This is a genomic window from Erwinia artemisiae, from assembly GCF_051400835.1.
Lineage (GTDB): Bacteria > Pseudomonadota > Gammaproteobacteria > Enterobacterales > Enterobacteriaceae > Erwinia > Erwinia aeris.
Window position 1 is genome coordinate 431,007 of sequence record NZ_JBLFFM010000001.1, and the last position, 21,112, is coordinate 452,118.

At 55.3% G+C, this 21,112-nt stretch carries 23 protein-coding genes; 9 read left to right on the top strand and 14 right to left on the bottom strand.

Features of this window, described 5'->3' with window-relative positions; translation table 11 throughout:
* Positions 1 to 26: 26 nt before the first annotated feature.
* The 3 genes from zinT to ACMGEE_RS02100 all read right to left on the bottom strand — a co-directional run bounded on the left by zinT (position 27) and on the right by ACMGEE_RS02100 (position 1,947).
* On the bottom strand, positions 27 to 680 hold the full coding sequence (zinT, locus tag ACMGEE_RS02090) for a metal-binding protein ZinT (RefSeq protein ID WP_436829582.1): 654 nt from the start codon (positions 678 to 680) through the stop codon (positions 27 to 29).
* 97 nt (positions 681 to 777) lie between these two features.
* The gene (locus ACMGEE_RS02095; protein WP_301250772.1) at positions 778 to 993 is read right to left on the bottom strand and encodes a YdgH/BhsA/McbA family protein; all 216 of its coding nucleotides are present in this window, start codon (positions 991 to 993) and stop codon (positions 778 to 780) included.
* A gap of 156 nt (positions 994 to 1,149) precedes the next feature.
* A complete protein-coding gene (locus tag ACMGEE_RS02100) occupies positions 1,150 to 1,947 on the bottom strand; it encodes a helix-turn-helix transcriptional regulator (RefSeq protein ID WP_301729528.1) in 798 nt (265 codons plus the stop codon).
* An 87-nt stretch (positions 1,948 to 2,034) separates the two neighbouring features.
* Between ACMGEE_RS02100 and ACMGEE_RS02105 the strand changes: the two genes are divergently transcribed.
* The 6 genes from ACMGEE_RS02105 (at position 2,035) to ACMGEE_RS02130 (ending at position 6,293) form a co-directional block, all read left to right on the top strand.
* Positions 2,035 to 3,192 carry a YbfB/YjiJ family MFS transporter gene (locus tag ACMGEE_RS02105; RefSeq protein WP_436829583.1) on the top strand — a complete coding sequence of 386 codons (1,158 nt, stop codon included), beginning with the start codon at positions 2,035 to 2,037 and terminating at the stop codon, positions 3,190 to 3,192.
* 109 nt (positions 3,193 to 3,301) lie between these two features.
* Positions 3,302 to 3,670, top strand: a complete 369-nt coding sequence (locus ACMGEE_RS02110; protein ID WP_436829584.1) for an MmcQ/YjbR family DNA-binding protein — start codon at positions 3,302 to 3,304, stop codon at positions 3,668 to 3,670.
* A gap of 2 nt (positions 3,671 to 3,672) precedes the next feature.
* Positions 3,673 to 4,119, top strand: coding sequence for an NUDIX hydrolase (locus tag ACMGEE_RS02115; protein WP_436829585.1), 447 nt, complete (start codon positions 3,673 to 3,675; stop codon positions 4,117 to 4,119).
* 54 nt (positions 4,120 to 4,173) lie between these two features.
* Positions 4,174 to 4,470 (top strand): hypothetical protein, encoded by a 297-nt coding sequence (locus ACMGEE_RS02120; RefSeq protein WP_436829586.1) that lies wholly within the window; start codon positions 4,174 to 4,176, stop codon positions 4,468 to 4,470.
* A 125-nt stretch (positions 4,471 to 4,595) separates the two neighbouring features.
* Positions 4,596 to 5,126 carry an SRPBCC family protein gene (locus ACMGEE_RS02125; protein ID WP_369894702.1) on the top strand — a complete coding sequence of 177 codons (531 nt, stop codon included), beginning with the start codon at positions 4,596 to 4,598 and terminating at the stop codon, positions 5,124 to 5,126.
* Positions 5,127 to 6,293, top strand: a complete 1,167-nt coding sequence (locus ACMGEE_RS02130) for a zinc-dependent alcohol dehydrogenase (RefSeq protein ID WP_301729532.1) — start codon at positions 5,127 to 5,129, stop codon at positions 6,291 to 6,293.
* 112 nt (positions 6,294 to 6,405) lie between these two features.
* Here ACMGEE_RS02130 and ACMGEE_RS02135 read toward each other — a convergent pair whose 3' ends face one another.
* The 5 genes from ACMGEE_RS02135 to ACMGEE_RS02155 form a co-directional block, all read right to left on the bottom strand.
* Entirely contained in the window at positions 6,406 to 6,759 is a 354-nt protein-coding gene (locus ACMGEE_RS02135) for a hypothetical protein (RefSeq protein WP_394148680.1), read from the bottom strand.
* 441 nt (positions 6,760 to 7,200) lie between these two features.
* The gene (locus ACMGEE_RS02140) at positions 7,201 to 7,683 is read right to left on the bottom strand and encodes a hypothetical protein (RefSeq protein WP_253460976.1); all 483 of its coding nucleotides are present in this window, start codon (positions 7,681 to 7,683) and stop codon (positions 7,201 to 7,203) included.
* 16 nt (positions 7,684 to 7,699) lie between these two features.
* Positions 7,700 to 8,251 carry a hypothetical protein gene (locus tag ACMGEE_RS02145; RefSeq protein WP_436829587.1) on the bottom strand — a complete coding sequence of 184 codons (552 nt, stop codon included), beginning with the start codon at positions 8,249 to 8,251 and terminating at the stop codon, positions 7,700 to 7,702.
* Positions 8,252 to 8,360: 109 nt separating this feature from the next.
* Complete coding sequence (locus ACMGEE_RS02150; protein ID WP_436829588.1) at positions 8,361 to 9,740, bottom strand: sugar porter family MFS transporter; 1,380 nt, start codon at positions 9,738 to 9,740, stop codon at positions 8,361 to 8,363.
* Between the two features lie 142 nt (positions 9,741 to 9,882).
* Positions 9,883 to 10,167, bottom strand: coding sequence for a VF530 family protein (locus ACMGEE_RS02155; protein WP_253454085.1), 285 nt, complete (start codon positions 10,165 to 10,167; stop codon positions 9,883 to 9,885).
* Positions 10,168 to 10,570: 403 nt separating this feature from the next.
* On the opposite strand from ACMGEE_RS02155, the gene ACMGEE_RS02160 reads away from it, so the two are divergent.
* Positions 10,571 to 11,857, top strand: a complete 1,287-nt coding sequence (locus ACMGEE_RS02160) for a methyl-accepting chemotaxis protein (RefSeq protein WP_301250786.1) — start codon at positions 10,571 to 10,573, stop codon at positions 11,855 to 11,857.
* Between the two features lie 292 nt (positions 11,858 to 12,149).
* Complete coding sequence (locus ACMGEE_RS02165) at positions 12,150 to 13,337, top strand: pyridoxal phosphate-dependent aminotransferase (protein ID WP_436829589.1); 1,188 nt, start codon at positions 12,150 to 12,152, stop codon at positions 13,335 to 13,337.
* A 73-nt stretch (positions 13,338 to 13,410) separates the two neighbouring features.
* On the opposite strand, the gene ACMGEE_RS02170 is transcribed toward ACMGEE_RS02165, so the two are convergent.
* The 5 genes from ACMGEE_RS02170 to ACMGEE_RS02190 are packed head-to-tail and all read right to left on the bottom strand — an operon-like array spanning position 13,411 to position 16,949.
* Complete coding sequence (locus tag ACMGEE_RS02170) at positions 13,411 to 13,863, bottom strand: GNAT family N-acetyltransferase (RefSeq protein WP_436829590.1); 453 nt, start codon at positions 13,861 to 13,863, stop codon at positions 13,411 to 13,413.
* 48 nt (positions 13,864 to 13,911) lie between these two features.
* Positions 13,912 to 14,547 (bottom strand): DUF1109 domain-containing protein, encoded by a 636-nt coding sequence (locus ACMGEE_RS02175; protein ID WP_436829591.1) that lies wholly within the window; start codon positions 14,545 to 14,547, stop codon positions 13,912 to 13,914.
* Positions 14,534 to 15,082 (bottom strand): sigma-70 family RNA polymerase sigma factor, encoded by a 549-nt coding sequence (locus ACMGEE_RS02180; RefSeq protein WP_125287580.1) that lies wholly within the window; start codon positions 15,080 to 15,082, stop codon positions 14,534 to 14,536. The genes ACMGEE_RS02175 and ACMGEE_RS02180 overlap by 14 nt, the downstream gene beginning before the upstream one ends.
* A 49-nt stretch (positions 15,083 to 15,131) precedes the next feature.
* A complete protein-coding gene (locus ACMGEE_RS02185; protein ID WP_436829592.1) occupies positions 15,132 to 16,370 on the bottom strand; it encodes a protein-disulfide reductase DsbD family protein in 1,239 nt (412 codons plus the stop codon).
* Between the two features lie 15 nt (positions 16,371 to 16,385).
* The gene (locus ACMGEE_RS02190; protein ID WP_253460979.1) at positions 16,386 to 16,949 is read right to left on the bottom strand and encodes a peroxiredoxin; all 564 of its coding nucleotides are present in this window, start codon (positions 16,947 to 16,949) and stop codon (positions 16,386 to 16,388) included.
* Positions 16,950 to 17,173: 224 nt separating this feature from the next.
* Here ACMGEE_RS02190 and ACMGEE_RS02195 point away from each other — a divergent pair, with 224 nt between their 5' ends.
* Complete coding sequence (locus ACMGEE_RS02195) at positions 17,174 to 19,708, top strand: excinuclease ABC subunit UvrA (RefSeq protein WP_436829593.1); 2,535 nt, start codon at positions 17,174 to 17,176, stop codon at positions 19,706 to 19,708.
* A 47-nt stretch (positions 19,709 to 19,755) separates the two neighbouring features.
* Here the strand turns inward: ACMGEE_RS02195 and ACMGEE_RS02200 are convergent, their stop codons facing one another.
* Complete coding sequence (locus ACMGEE_RS02200; RefSeq protein ID WP_253454097.1) at positions 19,756 to 21,105, bottom strand: GntP family transporter; 1,350 nt, start codon at positions 21,103 to 21,105, stop codon at positions 19,756 to 19,758.
* Positions 21,106 to 21,112 lie beyond the last annotated feature (7 nt).

Genomic DNA, 21,112 nt, shown 5'->3' on the forward strand with positions numbered 1-21,112 from the left:
GGCCCGGTATTAACCGGGCCGTTTTTTTAGTGATGCAGCATCTCATCAACCACCTGAGCGTTGGTCAGCTGCCACGGATAAAAAGTAGGCCAGTTGTCCATTTCCTTCAGCAACGCTTCCTGAGAGGTGTTGCCCATAAAAATATGGAAGTGAGCCGATTGGCGGGGCGCAATGGTGTGATCGCTGAACTGCACGTATTTTGGTGCCTTGCTGTTGGCGTCGCGGCATTCAAACAGATAGCGAACGCCTTTTTTTCCCGAAGCATACGTCAGGATCTGATGACCCTTGTAGTGATAGTGACAGCGGCTGGCCTGGTCGCCGCGACGAAACTCGATAACATCGTTTTCAATCGCCAGCGTATCGATATCGGTGGCATAGCCCTTGCGGTAATACGCTTTAAGCTGCTCAACGGTTTTGCTTTTATCTTTTTCGGCTTTCTTTTGCAGCACGGGATCAAGCTCGCCGCTGTCCAGCAGAGGGTAGACCGACTGCCAGACGCCGTCCCAGTCCGTCAGGCTTCTTTCCTTAACGTCCTGGTTATTAAAAACGCCTTCCGCCGCTTTCTGTTCGGTTTCGCTCAATGGCTTACCGTGCGAGTGGGCACCATGTGCAAAAACCTGTCCGCACATCAGCAGGGCGCCTAGCGCCAGGCCCACGTTTTTTACTTTTGCCGCCAACATACCATCCTCCGTCCCGTAATTTTTAAATGTTATAACATAACATTTGGGCGGACAGCAATGAAGTTGCGCCGCCAGTAACGGAGGCCATAGCTGGCTATTACTCTTTAGCAGAAAGAACCGCGGTCATATGAACGCCGTTATTATAATTGGCTTCGGTAATGCGGTAAGAGGCGTTGGCCGCTTTCGCCTGGGCTGAAATCTGCGCTTCGGCGGCGTCCAGGGTGGAAGCACAGGCGGTGACGCTTTGGGCGAAGCTCACGGAAGAGATCAGTGAAAGGGCGGTAATAACAACTAATTTTTTGATTGCTTTCATGGAAGGTTCCTTACTTTAATTATCAGATTTAAAGGCATGTCGCCTTGATGTAAGGAATGATAAGCGCGTTGGTGCGGGTTTGAAAGCCGATAGTTTTGCCATTCTTAATCAATAAAACTGAAAAAGAAGAGGGCGCGTACGCCCTGTAAATAAGGGTTATGGCTGTTCTGAAGCACGGCAAAGATAAAAGATAAGAAAGATACCCGGCGCGCTTTCCACTTCCAGCGCGCTATAGGTGTAATGACTGATTTTTCCCTGGCTATCGATAATAGCCTTGTTACCCGTGCCGAACTTGCTGACGTCCTGACGATGCCACATCTCCCGGAACGCCTCGCTGCGGGCGGTAAGATCGTCAATCACCCGCCCGAAATCTTCTGCATAGTTGCTGGCAGCGTAATAGGTGCGAAAGGCGGCAATAGTATGCTGCGCGGCCAGCTCCCAGTGATGGATTTTTTGCTTATAGTCGTCGCTGATAAACATCAGCTTCAGCGAGTTACGATCGTCTTCGGGGATAGTCGACCAGTCAAAAATCTGGCTTCTGGCCGCTTCGTTCCAGTAGAGAATATCCATATTGGCGCGCCGGATAAACGCGGGATGCGGCGCCAGCGCGTCCGCCATCACTTTAACCTCATGCGGTATTGCGCCCGGTTTCGGTGCATTTTTCGCGCCGAAAATCAGCCTGTCCAGATAATCCTGTTCGGTGGTGGAAAGCTGCAGCACGTTGCCGATCCGCTTCAGCGCGGCGGGCGAAATACTGATATCGCGTCCCTGCTCAAGCCAGGTATACCAGCTGACGCTGACGGCGGCGAGCTGCGCCACTTCTTCTCGTCGCAGGCCTTTTACCCGCCGCTGTTGCAGCGTAAAACCATAGTCTTCAGGATTAAGCCGTGAACGGTGATGCGTCAGGAAGTTTTTAATATCCTCGTTGCGTTCCCGGGTATGACTGCCTGTCATAGGATAATTCGCCCCATTTTTCATTCAGCGATTGCGAAATAGTATGGCCGCCAGATTAAGATATTTCGCAGGAGCAAAGCAAAAATTATGTCTACTCAGGCCTCGCAATATACCGGCGCGCCCGGCGTCATGCTTACGGGGATCATTACCCTTGTCGCCGTGATGGGCATTGGCCGTTTTTCTTTAACGCCACAAATCCCTTTAATGATTGAGGATGGCTTTCTTACGCTTTCCAGCGCGGGGATCCTGGCGGCGATGAACTACATCGGCTATTTGCTGGGCGCCATCCACGTCAGTAAATTAAAACGCCATCATACCTTTTATTTAAAAACGGGCCTGATGGCGACGGTGCTGGTTACGCTGCTCTCCGCCGCTACCTCCAGCTTTATGCTGCAATGCCTGTTCCGCTTTGTTTCTGGCGTGGGCGGCGCGTGGGCGCTGATTATCGTGACTTCCTGGACACAGCTGGTGCTGGCGGGCAAGCAGGCGCCAAAACTGTCGGCGGCGGTATTTACCGGCCCCGGCGTGGGGATTACCTTAACCGGCGTGCTGGCCTGGGCGATGGCCTGTCTGGGCTTTCATGCCTCACAGGCCTGGCTGGTTTACGGCGTGGTGGCGACTATTGCCGCCCTGATGATTTTTACCCGGCTGCCAAAGACGCTGGCGACCGCCAACGGCAAAATAAAACCCGAGCCGCTAAACCGCAACCTGAAGCTTTTGCTGGCGGCCTATAGCCTGGCGGGCTTCGGCTATATTCTGCCGGCAACGTTTTTATCGCAGATGGCGCACGCTATTTTTACGGTCGGCAACCAGGCCGCCTTTTTCTGGCCGCTGTTTGGGCTGGCGGCGGCAGCGGGCGTGCTGCTGGTTATTGCCTTTGCCGCGCGTATCCGTACGCAGCCTGCGCTGGCTACGGCCATGATAGTGCAGGGCGCGGGCGTCGCCAGCGTGGTTTTTTTCCATGACGCGAAAGGGCTGCTTATCGCCACGCTGTTAACCGGGCTGGGTTTTCTTTCCATCATGCAGCTTTCGATGCGGCTGGCGCGTGAAGTTACGCAGGGTGCCGTGGCGCGGACGGTAGCGGTACTGACTTCCGGTTACGCAACGGGGCAGCTGATTGGCCCGCTGATGTCGTCGTTAAGCGTGACGCTGTTTCATTCGTTGGAACCGGCACTGCTGCTGGCGGCGGCAGGGCTTGTTGCCGGCGGCATTCTGGTGCTGCTCGGCATTAAAAATACCGCGTAAATCAGTGGCAAGGTCGTGTCGAACACGGCCTTTTTTATGGCAAATTTCTTCGCCATTCCGCCGCAGCAGGGGCATAATCCCGGGACGATTTTTTGTGGCAGGAGACGTCATGGAAAGAGAGACATTATTCAGCTACGTTCGGGAAAACTTTAAGTCAGAACCGGAATACCTTTGGCGCAGCCAGCCGGGTTATGCCGTACTTCGTCATGCCAATGGCAAGAAATGGTTCGCTATCGTCATGAACGTGCCCGGTACAAAACTGGGGCTGGAGCATGAAGAGAGGGTAGATATCCTTAACGTAAAAGTCAGGCCGGAGCACGTCGGTTCGCTGCGGCTCAAAGAGGGCATTCTGCCCGCTTATCATATGAATAAAGGACACTGGATCAGCGTGATCCTTGCCGGCCCTTTATCATCATCAGAAATCTTTGAATTACTTGCGGACAGCCACGGCCTGACTTACCAATCTGAAAGGAAATAAAAATGCGCGTTCGTCCGGCAGCCCGGCTTTTGATCCTTGATGAAGGCCAACGGATATTGCTGTTCAGATATCGCCACACAACGGATGCGCTGGCGGGACAGACCTATTGGGCAACGCCCGGCGGCGGCGTTGAGCAGGGCGAATCTTTTGAACAGGCCGCTATCAGAGAACTGAGGGAAGAAACCGGGATTGTTTGTGCCGATATTGGCAGCAGCATCGCGCAACAAAGTTTTGTCATGACGCTGCCGGATGGCGAGAAGGTCAGGGCGCTGGAAAAATTTTACGTGGTGTGGGTACAAAGCCACGCTATCAGCACTCACGGCTGGAGTCGTAATGAAAAGCGTGTTATCAGCGACCACCGCTGGTGGCACATGGCTGAGTTACAGACCACCGCTGAGATTATCTATCCTCAGGGCCTGGCCACCATCCTCGCTTCGCTATCCGCCTGACAGCACCTGAATCTTTAGACTACCCTTACTTTTCAATTACAGAGGAGAAGCAAGATGGCTGATTCAGTTCTGATCGACACGCTACAGTTTGGCCCGGAAGACGCGCCGGTGCAGAAATATGAAATTTATGGCGATGACGAGAGCATGCCAACCCATGCGGTAATTTACCGCAAAGACGACGGCGGCTGGCAAAAGCTGGATGAGACGCTCAGCTTTGCCGCAGAGGATGAACAGAAAGAAGCCACCGAAGCGATGGGTTACGGCTCTGGCGACAGCCTGCCGGACCTGCGCGATCTGCCTGCCGAAGCCAGGGAGCACTGCGAGCAGCACTGGCAAAATAGCCAGCAATAAATCCTGCCGGGGATAGCCCGGCGCCTGTTGCGTCTGCACAGCGCAATTTCGCTCGCAGTATTCGCCTTTCTGAACTTAACTCAACTACATCGAACACCGCTTTTTGTACCTTACAGGGGGAACATTTGGCCAGAAAACCGCTACCTGAATCCGCTAAAGAACTGACGCTCCGCCGCTGGATATCCATAGGACTTCCCGCCACCGATCTTTTTGCTCTCTGGCTGGCGCCGGATACCTTGCCGCGCATTATGAGCCATTTCGCAAAGGTCACGCCGATCAATAAAAGCGATGCGCACTGGCAGATCGATGGCCCGCTCGGGAAAAAATATGCCTGGGAAAGCCGTATCGTAGAGGCGCAGCCGGGTGAGATTATTGCCTGGCAGTCGCTGGAAGGCGCTGATATCCCTAACGAGGGCAAGCTGGTGCTGACGCCGGCGCCCGGCGAATGGGGAACCGAGCTGGCATTAACCCTGACTTTCACGCCGCCTGGCGGCACCCTGGGTAAAAAAGTGACCACCTTTTTCGATCTGCTGCCTAAAGAGATTGCCAGCATCGCGCTGCATCGCTTTAAAAGCCTCGCCGAAACCGGAGAGATCCCTACGATTAACGGTCAGCCCGCTGGCCGCCATGCCGAACGTCAGGATAAGGAGAAATAAATGCGCGCACTTTGCTGGAATGGCGTTAACGATCTCAGCGTTGAAACAGTGGCGGATCCCGGTCTGCTTAATCCTCACGATGCCATTATTCGCGTTATCCTGACCACCACCTGCGGCTCCGATTTGCATGTTATCGACGGGCTGATCCCCAGCATGCGCGAGGGCGATATCCTTGGTCATGAATTTATGGGCGAGGTGGTTGAAGTAGGCAGCGCGGTGAAAAATATCCGCCGTGGCGATCGGGTGGTGGTTCCTTCCTTTATTTCCTGCGGTTCCTGCTGGTATTGCCAGCATGAGCTGCCTTCCTGCTGCGATAACACCCATCCCCAATGGGAAAAAGGCGAGACGGTGCTGGGCCATCCGACCGGCGGCATTTATGCCTACAGCCACGCTTTTGGCGGCTACGCAGGTTCCCATGCCGAATACGTCCGCGTACCTTTTGCCGATAACGACTGCTTTGTGATCCCGGATGGCGTAACCGATGAGCAGGCGCTGTTTCTGTCCGACGCCGCGCCCACGGGCTATATGGGCGCGGATTTCTGCAATATCCATCCTGGCGACACCGTGGTGGTCTGGGGCTGTGGCGGCGTTGGCCTGATGGCGCAGCAGAGCGCATGGCTGATGGGTGCGCATCAGGTTATCGGCATCGATCGCTATCCGGAGCGGCTGGCGATGGCGCGCGACTATGCCGGCAGCATCACGCTGGATTATACCCAGGTGGATATCCACGAGGCGCTGCTGGAACTTACCGGCGGACGCGGCCCGGACAGCTGCATCGATGCGGTCGGTATGGAGGCGCGAGGTGAAGGTTTAAGCCAGGTATACGACAAAACTAAACAGCTGCTGCATCTGGAAACGGACGTCGGCGCGGCGCTGCGCCAGGCGCTCTATGCCTGTCGCAAAGGCGGCAATATCGCCATTCTTGGCGTATATGGCGTGATGGATAAATTTCCGCTGGGGCTGATGATCAATAAAAGCCTGACCATCCGTACCGCGCAGCAGCATGGGCAGCGTTATATGCATCGGCTGCTGGATCACGTGGCGAAAAACGAGCTGAATCCGGCGTTTATGGCGACGCACCGTTTCTCGCTGGAAGACGCGCCGCGCGGCTATGAAATGTTCAAGCACAAGGAAGACGGCTGCGTCAGAGCGATTTTCGCTCCCTGAACATTCGCCGTGCGGTATGGCCGGGAATGTTGTTGCGGCTGGCAGTTTACCGGCATGAACGGGGTGATATTAATGAAAGAAAAGGGCGCCGCTATCTGTTTTTGGCGGCGCCCTACATTTTTTTGCAGTGCCTCAGGCGATAAAAGAAGCCCGTGTTGGTGTTTTCAATGATAAAGCGATCGTCATATTTAGCTCGCCTGAAAAATGTCACCCCGTTAACGGTGGCCTGCTGTTTGACTCCGCCCATCACGCTTGCCAGTTCTGGCGACGCCACTTCGTTACCGAGCATTTTCACCTGATAGTCACTGCCATGATCCTGAACAAGCGCCGCTTCCGGCAATACCAGCGTTTCAGTTCGGGAACTGGTTATGCGGATATCACACACATATGTTCCCGGTCCGGGATCTACAGCAGCGGAACTGCAAAAGGAAAAGCCTAAAGCGAACAGTGGAAGAATTTTATTCATGCAAACACCATCAAGGGTTAAACAGCACTGTAGAGGTTATCGGCAACGATTTGATAGACTTCAGCCGCCAGGGCTGATGCAGCGAGCTAAGCTTTGCGACAAGCTGGTTTTCATCGTATTTTTCCAAAACGTATTGATGAACCGCCGGTAAGTCATAGTTTTCACGTAGCTTTATTTTGGTACGCATAATGTATATTATGTTAAATTAACGACGTACCAGACAGTCCGGCTACCTTTCCTCGCGTAATCAATTCCCTGCTTTATCCAAAACTGGTCATGTGGATCGTCGCCGTAAGGCGGCTCTTTGTACCCTGTTCCCCAGTTGACGTTCCCGCGCGCCTTTGAGCAAATCCGCCGCCCGTATGCAGCGTTTCATCATGGGGCAACACGGGCTACGTTACCGGGCAAGGCGCTTCACGCTGACTCGTTTTAATTCAATGCTCACTCTTCTCGCCACGGCACGACTTCCCCAAGAAAAGTATGCGTGCAGCAACGGCACGTTACCGGGATATCCTCTGCTGAAATTTGCGGATTAACCTGTTGAAGCATTCCCTGTTCATCAATAAACAAGCCAGGGAAAAAGCTAAACTCGCCGCAGCAAACATACTCGCGCTGCTGGTGCTCATGCTGCGCCACCATCCAGAATATGGGCTCGGGTTTATCTAACCGGCTTTTTGCCTCGCTGTACACCTCATCCCAGCATTGCCCAAGCTTGCTGAGCAGAAAGTAAAACAACGGGGAATAATCCAGCCCGCGCTGATGCCTGCCGTGCATAGATTCGCGCTGCGGCAACATTTCAGCAGGCAGCTTTTTTTTATTCCTTTCGTGGCGATACTCGGCGCCTGGGTGGTTCGAGCGATGCCGCGTGGTCGTGTTGACCCGGCGGTAAAGTCTTTGGGCTTTATTGTCGTGATGAATTCTCAATGTGCGCTCCTTGCTATTAGTCCATGCAAACCGGCTCACCGGTTTTAAGTGAAAGCCGGAACGGCTGCCAGCCTCCCGGCGGATCCCAGTCGCCCTCGCCTTCAATCACATCATTTTCAATTGCTGACAGCGTCACGCCATCAATTGCGCATCGTGCGGATTGCCAGAGAATGCCTTCAGTCAGGTGAACCAGAAAAACATAGCTGTAGGTAGCGACAAGGAAATGCTCATGCAGCCTGACAGAATTAATATCAGGAACAGCATAAATGTGTCCAACGTAGTCATCAAGCGAGAAACTACGGAAATGGCCTGGGATAATGTGCAGATGGTCGCCGCAGATTATCGCTATAGAGTGGTCGTTACACAGAAAGTCGCAGAACGCGCTGGAAATCAAAAAACCTTCTTCATCAGCACGGATATAAAGCTGTAAAACCAGTACTGGCGCGCCATTATCACTAATAAGCACCCTTCTGTCTTTTTCTCCCTGTCCGGCAAACGGATTGATATGAACTATGTTAACTTCACCGGCCGTTATCGCTTGCTCCATAAAGCGGGCTTGATATCTCATTATTTATCCATAAAAACGCTTATTTGCCCATTGAATCGATCGCGCTACGTAAAATCCGCAAGGCTCTGGCCCTGCAGATTTTACGTAGCTGGCTTTGATACCGTCTTTTTCAGGCGCCGATATCCCGCAGCGCTTTGCCTTTCATCAGGTTACGCTCAATATGCTCCAGCGTGACGTGTTTGGTTTCCGGCACCAGCCATATCGTCAGCAGGATAAACGCCAGGTTAAGCGCGGCGTAGAACCAGAACGTATTGGCATTACCAAACTTCTCCAGCATGGTCAGAAACGTCGCGCCGACGATCATATTACCTACCCAGTTAGTGGTCGTGGAGGCGGTAATGCCAAAGTCGCGGCCTTTCAGCGGCTGGATTTCCGAACACAGCAGCCACACCACCGGGCCGGCTGCCATCGCAAAGCCGACGATAAAGATCAGCAGCATCGCAATTGCAAAGTACTTACGAAAATCGGTTTCAATGCCCAGATGCAGCAGCGTGCCCAGCACGCCCATACCGATGGCCATCACCAGGAAGCTGGTCGTAAGCATCGGCTTACGTCCCCAACGGTCGACCAGACCAATAGCGATTAAGGTTGCCAGCACGTTGACCATGCCGACGATCACCGTTCCCCACATTTGCTCGCCGGTACTGGAAAAACCGGCGATGCCGAAAATTTTCGGCGCGTAGTACATCACCACGTTCATGCCGGTAAATTGCTGCATCAGCTGCAACAGCATCCCCAGCCATACTGCACGGCGAAAATTGCCGTTGTTTCTGAACAACGACCAGCCGTGCTGTTTAACCTTCAGGCTTTCCCGGATGTCGTCCAGCTCCTGCTTCGCCTGCTCGCTGGTATTACGCAGACGATCCAGCACGCGCTGCGCCTCGTTAAAACGCCCGTGCGAAGCCAGCCAGCGTGGGCTGTTAGGCAGAAACAGCACGCCGATAAACAGGATCACCGCCGGGATAGCGATAACGCCCAGCATCCAGCGCCAGCTGCCGCTATAGCTAAAGGCGGTATCGGAAAGATAAGCCACCACGATGCCGGTGGTCAGCATTAGTTGATACATGGAGATCATAGAGCCGCGAATGCGTTCCGGCGCAATTTCAGCAAGATACAGAGGCGCGGTATAAGATGCCACGCCCACTGCCAGCCCAAGCAGAACGCGGGAAAATATCAGCGATTCCACATCCGGCGAAAGCGCCGACCATAGCGAGCCGATAATAAACAGCGTGGCCCCGGCCAGCATGCTTTTTTTGCGTCCCAGCTTCGAGGACATCCAGCCGGCGGCCAGCGCGCCAATGGCTGCGCCAAACATCATCGAGCTGACCACCCATTCCTGCTCGTGATTGCTGATATGCAGATCTTTCGCTAAAAAAGGCAGCGCGCCTGCAATAACGCCGATATCAAGCCCGAACAGCAGGCCCGATAGCGCCGCCATCATGCAGACAAACCAGGTAAACCGATTCCCTGAAACTTTACTGGCCTTCATGCCGTACCCCCTCGCTTAAGTCAATTTACATCAAGAATGTTAACTTTATGTAAAGAAGCGGAGTGTCGATGCGTTACCGGTCACATTTTCAGATACGACCGGCGGCAGGATAATGCGGAAGGCAAAACAAGGCAGCCGCTGCCTACTCTTCTTTTTTGCTTTTCCAGTTGGCCCACGGGCTGTCGGCAGGCGGTTCAGGTTCGGCAGAATCGCTTAGCGATTCAATATATAACGCCTCAACCTCTGCCCGCGCCCACGGCGTACGACGCAGAAACTTCAGGCTGGATTTAACGCTGGGGTCGCTTTTAAAGCAGTTGATATTAACGCGTTTGCCCATTTCGTCCCAACCGTAGCGTGCGACAAGCGCATTGATAATGGCTTCCAGCGTCATGCCATGCAGCGGATCTTTTGAAGTGTGGTTAGTCATAGCGTTCTCTCAGCGAAAATAATGCCGCTACCATACTGACTGTCATAGTCAGGTGCAAACCGGGCGTGTTTATTACGCGGCGCTGCTTTATGCAAAACCTTGCTCAAAGCGCACATTTTGAAACATCTTACTCAAATTTTTCTCCAGCCTGCCGATAGTGGTTTATAGACAGGCTTATTGGCCCGTTACTACACATCAGGAAATTTACCAAGACAGAATCCCGGCCTCCGCACCGAAGTGCGAGAAGAGACACGGTTCTTTGCTCTGTAGAGTCAAAGGATAAAACGTTCCACCCGGGAAAATCATGCGTCACCGCGCTGGCGGTCGGCGCACAGTATTCATTGGCGAGGATAAAAGGCCCGCAATGGATCATTGAGATCATGAAAACTTCCTGGGGTTGTCTATGTTTGGTGTAAAAAAATCGAGTTTTTCTCTGTCCTTATCTAAAGGCAGCGCCGTTGTTAAGGACATTAACGCGATTAAGCAGCATGTGGCGTGGATTGAGTTTTTGCCCGATGGAGAAATTCTCAGCGCCAATCAGCAGTTTCTGGAGATGACCGGCTATTCGCTAAGCGAAATCCAGGGCAAGCATCACCGTATTTTTTGCGATACGGACTATGTCCGCTCATCGGAATATCATCATTTCTGGCAAACGCTGGCATCAGGCGAGTCGGTCACGGGTATCTTTGAACGTTTCAGTAAACAGCATCAGCGCTTTTACCTTAGCGCCACCTATTTCCCCGTTTGTGATGATAAGGGTGAGGTTTATAAGGTCATCAAGATAGCCTCTGATATTACCGCTCGTCATCAGGAGCTGGAGCAGAAAGAAGCGGTGATCACCGCGCTGGATCGTTCTATGGCGGTGATAGAATTTACCACTGACGGCAAGATAATCACCGCTAACAGCAATTTCCTTACCCATATGGGCTATGCGCTGTCGGACATCGTTGACCAGCACCATCGTATTTTTTGTTATGACAGCTTTTACCGGGAAAACCCCGATTTCTGGCAAAAAATCAGCAAAGGCCAGCATTTTGTCGGCCGCTTTGAGCGTAAAACCGCCAGCGGCGAACGTATCTGGCTTGAGGCAAGCTACAACCCCATCTATGACGCCGACGGCAAAGTCTGCAAGGTTATCAAGCTGGCTTCAGATATTACGGCCCGCGTTGAGGCGGCGAAGCGCGTGGCAGATATAGCGGTCACCACGTCGGAACAAACCTCGCAAATCACCCATAACGCTAATGAAGTGCTGGACGAAACCGTGCGGAACTCCGGCCAGGTCGCGTTGCAGGTAAGCGCCGCCACGGAAATTGGCACCCAGCTGAACGCATCGGCAAAAAGCATCAGCGAAGTGGTCGATACGATTAACGTTATCGCCTCGCAGACCAATATCCTCGCGCTGAACGCCGCGATAGAATCCGCTCGTGCCGGTGAAGCTGGCCGCGGGTTTAGCGTGGTAGCGGCGGAAGTTCGCCGTCTTGCCGCTTCAACCGCCAGCGCCACGCAAAAAATTACCGCCGTGGTGGACGTTAATACGCAGCTGATTAAGCAGATGTACCAGGAGCTGGATTCAGTCAAACAGTTTATGGTCACCGAGCAGGATAAAATCAGCGAGCTTTCGCGCAGCCTGCGGGAGATCAACAGCGGCGTGCACCAGTTTGTCAGCGTTATTCATCGGCTGGATGTGTAGGCACAGGAAAAGGGAGCAAGGCGGCTCCCTGCTCTTCTTATTCTGCTGCTTTCACGGGCAGTGATAACCTTTGGTGCGTAAGCGCACCATTAAAGCGCTAACGGGCGTGATAAATAAACCTGCCTTATGATTGCAATCTTTAGGCTTCGGGCTTAGCAAACTTCCTCCTGCGCCGGAAAACAGGCTTCTGCAGCTATTACATGATGTTAACAAACGGCGCTTGGTCATCTGCCGCGGAAACTGGCATAATTACTGCATTCTCCTTTTCGTCATCGATTAAAAAGGAGAATGTATGATGAATGTAATGGTGAAAGATCACGAGGCCGTGGATGCAAAACGCAGATCCTTACTGAAGCTTTCCGGCATCATGGCGGGCGGCGCGGCGCTAGCCGCCGGATTTAATGCTGCGACCTTTGCCGCGGCACCGCTCAGCAAATCAGCCTTTACCCCGCCCACGCCGGATCGTCCTGTCCGCATTAATTTCAACGAAAACCCGCTTGGCATGTCGCCCAAAGCACAGGCTGCCGCACGTGATGCCGTCTTAAAAGCGAATCGCTACGCCAAAGCGGAAATTATCGGGCTGCGTCAAAAAGTTGCTGAACATCACCAGGTTTCTCCGTCAGCCATATTGCTTACCGCCGGCTCATCAGAAGGGATTCGGGCGGCGGTGGAAGCCTGGTCACCACAGGGATCGCAGCTGGTTATCCCGGAATTGACCTATGGCGATGGCGAACATTTCGCAAAGATTGCCGGTATGAAGATCGCTAAAGTTAAGATGCTTGATAACTGGGCATTTGATATTGCGGCAATGAAGGCGGTCGTAGCCAATCATCGTGGCCCGTCGCTGGTTTATCTGGTAAACCCTAATAATCCGACGGCGACTATTACCCCAGCCGACTTGATTGAACCATGGATAACCAGCAAGCCTGCCGATACGATGTTTATTGTTGATGAAGCCTACGCCGAGTTTGTTAACGACCAACGTTTCCGCTCCGTCTCGCCGCTGATTGCGCAAGGCATGGATAATATTATTCTGCTGAAGACCTTTTCTAAAATTCACGCTATGGCCGGAATGCGCGTCGGCTATGCGGTGGCGCACCCGGATGCAATTGCGCGGCTCGAAAAGCATGTTGCCGGAGAAAAGATAAATTTCTGCGGCGTTGATGCGGCGTTGGCTTCTATGGATGACCATGCGTTTATCGCATACAGCAAAAAGAGCAACGATCTTTCCCGTCAGATTTTAGTGAAAGCGCTGGACGAGCTACAGCTCCCTTACCTGCCGTCTGAGGGAAACTTTGTTTTCCACCAGCTCAGAACGCCGCTGCAAACGTATCAAAAGCGGATGGCAGAGTCTGGCGTACTGGTCGGCCGCGCTTTTCCACCAGCCGACAGCTGGTGCCGGATTTCGCTTGGTACACCGGAAGAAATGCAGTGGGTCGCCGATAAGCTGCGTGAATTCCGTAAGAAGGACTGGGTATAGTTTTTGGCTATAGCGCGATACTTAGTCTGGGCATACGGCAGAGGGAGCGCTGCGTCTCCCCTGTTTGCCTGTTTTATATACCCGGCGCCTGCAAAAAAAGTTGGTGCGTCACGTTACTGATACCCACGGCCCGGACAAATCCCGCTCGTTCATAAAAAGCGAATGCGGAACAGGGCGCGTTGGTATTCAGACAATCAAAGTAGCGCCCTGCATCCTGAATAACGCTGTTAAGCAGAAGTCGGCCTGTATTCATGCGGCGCCATTTAAGGCTGACGTACAAATGGCGAATTCTACCCGCTCGCGGTTGTAACACATAAGGATCCCGATTCAGACCGCAGATCCCGATAAGCAGACCATCGCAAAAAACGCCCAGCAACTTTTCTCCCGCCGCCTCAAAACGATTATGCCCGCTGAGCCAGTTAGTCTGGAGCCTGTTCAGCATATTGAGTTGAAAACGCATACTCTCGTTGAGTAATGCCGAAAAGCCGTCTGTAGCAGGCGTAATACGGTCAATAAGCAGGTTCATTAGATGATGTCCGATACGGTGTTTAACTCGCGGGCTTTGACCTGAAGATTAATCCAGCCGGATCCAGCGCCTTCCCGCCAGCACGGTCACGGCGATAATCGTGATGCCCGCGGCCAGGTGCATAATGAAATCCAGCATATGCAGATGCGTTTGATGGCACAGCGACAGCAGCATGGATGACATAAAGGCGATGCCGCCGCCTGCCAGCGCCAGGCTTTTGCCCGGATAAAGCGAGCGGGAACGATGCAGCGCCGCTACGGCAATCACCATCATCGGCAGGCTGGCCGACAGCATAAACAGATAACAGTGTACGCCCTCGCCAAACTGTCCGCCGCCCGGCGGTAAGGTGGCCGTCATATTACCTAAATTAAGCGCCAGCCAGATGAGCGCCAGCAGGCCCAGCCATTTCAGACGAACAGGTGGTCGCCCGGCCAGACTGAGCGTAAACGCGCCCGCCATAGCGCCGCTGCCAAGAATAAAAGACAGCAGCAGGCTTAGCAGCGCAGGCAGCGCATCGGGCCGTGACCAGTCGGTGAATCTGCTGTGCAGCGCCCAGCTGCTTACCATGCCGCAGGGCAAGGCCAGCGCTATCCAGGCAGCCACGCGCCAGCCCGTAGGACAGAGGCGTTTAACCGGCCGCGCCGAGTCGCTAAGTTGATCGATAAACCGATCATGATTTCTCATGATTGCTTTTTCCTGATTTGCGAAGGTTAAGCATTGCGCGATGCAAAAGCGACTTTACGGCGGCTATCGACAGATTGCTTTCCGCCGCGGCCTGAGCAAGGCTCTGTTCGCGCAGATGAACGGATTCCACAATTTCCCGCTGCCTTACCGGCAGGCTGTCCAGATAGCCATTCAGTTCATGACCATCGGTATCCGTTTCCGGCAGGACAGCAGCCTGGCGGTTTACCGCCTCCTCGTCCTGAACTTCCTGACTTCTGCCGCGCTGCCGCAGAGCGTCAATCGCCCTGGCCGAGGTAATCGCCGCTACCCAGGGCAGAACGGGACGCTGCGGATCGTAGGTATGGCGGACGCGATGGATCGCCAGCAGCGTTTCCTGAATAACATCTTCAAGCAGCGCTTCATCACTGATTTTTTGACGCGCAAAGGCGCGGATGGCAGGTACCATCGCTTTCAGCAGCCGGTTATAGGCTTCGCGGTCGCCGGCCTGCGCGCGCGCCATCAGCGCAGGCCAGTGCTGCGTCTCAGTGATGGGCATTGCCCGCCTGCAAAACGTTATCTGCCGGGCTTGTAGTCACTACGCTTGCTCACGATTTTTTCCCGTGTTCAGTGGCGCGATCCAGCGCCGAGATAACAATATTGGGCGTCAGCACCTGCGGCAGCACGACCGGTTTGCCACCGTCTGCCGGATAAACCACATAAAGCGGCAGTCCGCCCCGACCGAAATCGCTCAGCGCCTGTTCCACATCCGGATTGTACTTAGTGGAATCCGCAACCATATAGATGGTATCGGTACGCGCCATTGCTGCTTTAACAGCCTGGGTAGAAAGCGACGTGCGATCGTTTACCTGGCAGGTAATACACCAGGACGCCGTAAAGTTTACCAGAATCGGTTTGCCCTGCCCTTTAATCGCCTCGACATTCTGCGGCGTCCAGGCAACGGCTGCCGCAGCCTGTGCAGTTTCGGCGCTGTTTTGCGGCGTGGCGGTGGCGTTAAGGTTAAGCAGCGGCACCGCCACCAGCAGCAGAAATACCACGGTTGCGCTATGCAGCGCCCAGTGACGCCTGCCCATCATCTGACGTTTTTGCGCCATGCCATACAGCCAGGCGGCAAAGCTCAGCAGCAGACAGCAGGCCAGGATAGTCGCCAGCGCCGCCGAGCCGGCCTGCCGCTCCAGCACCCAAATCAGCCAGCCGACCGCGCCCAGCATCGGAAACGCCAGCCCCTGTTTCAGCGTCGACATCCAGGCGCCGGGCGCAGGCAGCACTTTCGCCAGCACCGGAAAAAAAGAAATCAGCGTAAAAGGTGCAGCAAATCCCAGCGCCAGCGAGATAAAGATAATCAGGCTGACCACCGGTGGCTGAGTCAGTGCATAGCCGACCGCGCTGGCCATAAAGGGCGCGCTACAGGGCGTCGCCACAATAATTGCCAGCGCGCCGGTCAGCGCAGAGCCGGTCAGACCGCCACGATCGCCGCCTATTCCCCCTACCCGCTGCACCGAAAGCCCGACCTCAAAAAGCCCAAAAAAATTGAGGGCCGAGCCAAGCATCACCAGGATCAGCAGCGCGATCACCAGCGGCGACTGAAGCTGAAATCCCCAGCCGACCGACGATCCGCCCGCCCGCGCCAGCAGCAGCACGCCCACCAGCGCCACCATGGTCACCACCACGCCGAGCAGAAACGCCAGGCCTTCGGCACGAGCCTGTGCAGGCCTGTCATGATGGCGCAGCAGGCTCAGCGCCTTCAGCGAAATCACCGGAAACACGCACGGCATTAAATTCAGGATAAGGCCGCCCAGGAAGGCGGCAGCGATAGCAGTCAGCATGATAAACCTACTCCGTTATGCCGGGTTGGCCTGGCGATATTTTTTCACCGCGTCCATCGCTTTTTGAATATGCGCGTCCGGATTTTTGTCGGTATAGCTGAGCAGGATCTTGCCGTCCGGCGCAATCACATAGGAAGTGCGGTCGGAATAGGTTTTCCCTTTCATCTCCAGCGTATTTTTATATTCCGTCGCGACTTTCGCACCCGGATCGGCGGCTACGGTAAATTTATCGCGGCATTCCAGCTGGGAAAATTTAGCAATCTGATCGGTATTGCCTGCCGTCACGCCAATCACCGTCGCGCCCTGCTTGTTAAACTCATCGGTCGCTTCGGCAAAGTCATGCGCTTCCAGGGTACAGCCTGCGCTAAACGCGGCCGGGAAGAAATAGAGCACCACCGGGCCTTTTTGCAGCGCCTGCTGCAGCGAGAACGTGGTCGATTTACCGGCCAGCGCGGCATCAAGCTTAAAGTCCGGCGCTTTTTCACCGACCTGCAGGGCGGCAAAGGCGCTGGTCATGGGTAAGGTAAGCGCCAGCAGCGTGGCGGCGGTCAGGGCTTTCAGGTTCATACGCATAAACATCTCTCCATTATTCGACAGGTGAAAGGAAACCATCTCCTTAACCAGAGGTTCGTCGAACAACAGGGAAAAGTTTCGCTGAGATAAAAAAATTTTAGCAATTCGCCTGACTGAGGCGAATTGTGTGATCGCCTTAACAGAACTACCCTTTCCTGCACGCCATTCAGGATCGGGCCTGCTTTGAACGCCCCGATACTGTCAGCCACATCAATTTTTACAGGGATACTATGACGCCGACCAGAACTGAACGCGCCGCTCAACAGAAAGTCGACAGCACTGACGTAAGCGTACACGGAGCGAGAACACACAATCTGAAAGATGTCTCACTCTCTTTCCCTCGCGATGCCATCGTCATCTTTACTGGCGTCTCCGGCTCGGGCAAATCCTCACTGGCTTTCGATACGCTCTATGCGGAAGCGCAGCGAAGGTATCTGGAATCCGTCGCGCCACACGTGCGCCACCTGATTGAGCAGGCTCCGGTGCCGGACGTGGACAACATCGACGGGTTGCCGCCGGCCGTCGCGCTCCAGCAGAGTCGCGCAGGCGCTCAGGAGCGCTCCACGGTAGGCAGCCTGACCCGTATTTCGGTCACGCTCCGCCTGCTTTTTTCCCGTGCCGGGCATTACCCTGAGGGGATCCCGTTTATGCCTGCCGAGGCGTTCTCGCCCAATAATCCGCAGGGTGCCTGTACGCTGTGTCAGGGCACGGGCAGGACGCATGAAGTGAAAGCCAATGCGCTGGTGCCTGATGAGTCGTTAAGTATTCGCGAAGGCGCGATAGCCGCGTGGCCAAACGGCTGGGGAGCAAAAAACCTGCGCACCATTCTTGAAATGCTCGACTACGACGTGGATGCGCCGTGGAAAACCTTATCGGCAAAGGATCGGCAGTGGATACTGTTTACCGATGAGCAACCCTCCGTGCCCGTGTTTCCGGATATGAATGCTAAGCAGCAAAAAGCGGCGATCGCGGCCGGGATGAAACCTGACTATACCGGCACCTACACCAGCGCCAAAAGATATCTGCTGCAAAGCTATGCCGGCGGAAAAGAGTCCGTTAAAAAGCGGCTTTCCCCCTTTATCGCCACGGCGCCTTGTCCCGCCTGTCAGGGGAAAAAGCTTAACCCAAACGCCCTGGCCGTCACCTTTGCCGGCTACGATATCGCCGGGATGGGCGAGCTGACCCTGACACAGCTGAAAACGCTGTTGCTGCCGTTTGCCGAGGGCGAGGCTGCTTCTTTACCAAAGGAAACGGCGCTGCGGGAAGCCACCACAAGAATGGCGTCGGACATCTGCGGCCGTCTTGATCAGCTTGAGAAGCTGGGGCTGGGCCACCTTGCTCTGGGACGGCAGACCACCATGCTCTCTTCCGGAGAGCTTCAGCGGATACGGCTGGCGACCCAGCTTATTTCACAGCTTTTCGGGGTGCTGTACGTGCTGGATGAGCCTTCCGCCGGGCTGCATCCGGACGATGTGCAGGCGCTGCTGCATTCCCTGCGTTCGCTGCTGGAGGCCGGCAACTCGCTGGCGATTGTAGAACACAATCTTGATGTGATTGCCGAAGCCGACTGGCTGATTGAGGTGGGGCCAGGGCCGGGCCGCCAGGGAGGCGAAATCGTCTATAACGGTGTGCCGGACGGGCTGGAGAAAGTGACAGCGTCACGTACGGCGCCTTATTTGTTCAGCGAGCAGCAGCCGGGTTTACGCCAGCGTAACACCCCGGCCAGCTGGCTCAGGCTGGAACAGGTTAGCTGCAACAATATTTCCGCGCTTGATGTGGCCATTCCCCTTGAAAGCATGACCGTGATCACCGGCGTATCGGGTTCGGGGAAATCAACGTTGCTGACCCGCGTCCTGCCGGGCTTGCTGGCACGGCTGGATAACACGCCGGGGGATGAAGAGGCCGGGGAAGAAGACGAGACGTCAGATGTGCAGGGGAACATTGTTGCCGGAGGCGACAGCCTTAAAAGGCTGATCCGCATCGATCAGCGCCCTATCGGACGCACGCCTCGTTCCAACCTGGCAACGTACACCGGCTTTTTTGACACTGTGCGTAAGCTGTTTGCAGAAACCGACGAGGCAAAACGGCGAGGCTTTACCGCGAGCCGGTTCTCTTTCAATCTGCCCGAGGGGCGCTGTCCGGTCTGCGAAGGCCAGGGGCAAATCACCATTGAACTGATGTTTATGCCGGGCGTAAGCGCGCCCTGTTCCGCCTGCGGCGGCGCCCGCTACAACGAGGAAACGCTGAAGATACGGTGGCAAAACCGAACAGTTGCTGACGTCCTCGATCTGACCGTGGATGAGGCCGTTACCGTTTTTGACGGCAATGACACCATTCAGCGTTCTTTAACGGCGCTTACCGCCCTGGGGCTGGGATACCTGAAATTAGGCCAGCCGGCCACGGAATTATCCGGCGGCGAATGCCAGCGCATCAAGCTGGCCTGGGAGCTTCAGCGCGCGCAGCGGGGGAAAACGCTTTATCTGCTGGACGAGCCATCTTCGGGCCTCCATCCTTCCGATACGGATAAACTGCTGGGCGTGCTGGATCGGCTGGTGCAGCGTGGCGATACCGTTATCATGGCCGAACATGATATGCGCATCGCCGCCGAGGCGGACTGGGTGATCGATTTAGGGCCGGGTTCCGGGAGTAACGGCGGCCGCGTCGTGGCGGCTGGAACACCTGAAACGGTCAGCCAGGCGGCTGAGAGCCTGACCGCGCCTTATCTGGCCAGCAAGCTGGAAAAAAGAACCGCCGATCCGCAGTAAGCCTTAAAGGAGGAAGGAAAGTACCCCTTCCTCCTTTATCACTCCGGTCAGACCAGCGCCCACACCAGCCACGTCAGCGCAAAGCCGCTCAGGCCCATCACCGTGGTTAACACCGTCCAGGTTTTCAGACCGTCGACCACGGACAGCCCCAGATAGCGCGTTACCACCCAGAAGCCCGCATCGTTCACGTGCGACAGGCCCAGCCCGCCAAAGCAGGCGGCCAGCGTCACCAGCACCCTGTCCATCTCGTTTGCGCCGCCCACCGCCGACGTCAGCAAGCCGCTGGTGGTCAGGATCGCTACCGTGGCCGATCCCTGCGAGGCGCGCAGCGCCAGCGACAGGATAAACGCCGCCGGCACCAGCGGCAGATGCAGCGTTTCCAGCGTTAACGCCAGCGCTTTACCTACGCCCGACTCTACCAGCACCTTGCCAAATGCGCCGCCCGCGCCCGCCACCAGGATCACGCTGGCCGATCCCGGAATGGCGCGGCCGGTCAGATCTTCCAGCTTGTCTTTGCTCCAGCCGCGACGCAATCCCAGCAGCCACGCGGCCAGCGCCAGCGCGATAAGTAACGCTATCGGCGGCGTGCCGATCACCGTCATCACCTTACGCAGCAGGCTCTCTTCCGCCAGCAGCGAATGCGCCAGCGTACCCAGCACGATCAGCGCGATAGGCACCACGATCAGGCCAGAAATCATCAGCGCGCCCGGCGTCTCGCTCTTTTTCTCTGCGCCTTCCGGCTTCGCCATTTGCAGGCTTTCCAGTACCTCCACCGACAGCTGGAAGCGCTGGCGATTCATCGCCTTCGCCACCAGGTAGCCGACAATGCCCACCGGGATCGAAATTACCAGGCCCAGCAGCATCAGCCAGCCCATATCAGTGTGCAGGATCCCGGCCGCCGCCGCCGGGCCAGGATGCGTAGGCAGCGCCACGTGCACCGTCAGCATGACGCCCGCCATCGGCAAACCGAACTTGATCGGTGAGACGCGCGCAACTTTGCTGAAGCCGTAGATCAGCGGGATCACGATAATAAAGCCGACTTCAAAAAACACCGGGATCCCCAGGATAAACGCCGCCATGGTCAGCGCCGCTACGGTGCGCCGGATGCCCAGCGTCTTGCTGAAACGCTGCGCAAGCGACTCTGCGCCGCCCGATGCCTCAATAATCGCGCCGAGCATCGCGCCCAGTACGATGATAATAGCGATATGACCGAGCAGCCCGCCCATGCCGCTCATAATGATTTCCATGATTTTTTCAGACGGAATGCCGGTGGCGATAGCGACCAGCAGGCTCACAATCAACAGCGCAACGAAGGGATGGACTTTGGCTTTAATGACCAGCAGCAGCAGAACAACGACGCTGGCGGTCGCGATGGCTAACAGCATAGCGGTGGACATGGTAATC